The 301-nt window shown below is 60.5% G+C and carries 1 pseudogene; it reads left to right on the top strand.

Annotated features, from left to right (window positions below):
* Positions 1-67: 67 nt before the first annotated feature.
* A pseudogene (locus E5Q11_RS18235) lies at positions 68-301 on the top strand (hypothetical protein); the annotation flags it as partial.

Here is a 301-nt window from a genome sequence, read left to right as displayed (position 1 = left end):
CATCAGCACCGCGACATAGAGCAGGGCGGGGGCAGTGGCATAGGATGGAATGATTTTGGCGATGGGCGATAGCAGCAGGCAGGCCAGGAACAGGCCAGCACGCTCTGCCCGGGTTGGCGAGGTGCGCCTGCAGTTGCACCTGGTGATTGTGCTCTGGCACCAGGGCCGGGAACGGGAAGCCGACTGACTGCTGGTAAACTGTGTCCGCCATGCAGAGCAGACTCGTGATCTGGCCCTGCTGTTAGCCATGTCTCTTAGGGTGCTGATCTGTCGGACACATGAGAGACTCGACGAAGCCTTT

The sequence above is a fragment of the Marinobacter confluentis genome (assembly GCF_004785685.1).
GTDB lineage: Bacteria > Pseudomonadota > Gammaproteobacteria > Pseudomonadales > Oleiphilaceae > Marinobacter > Marinobacter confluentis.
This window is presented reverse-complemented; position numbering and strand designations above follow the sequence as displayed.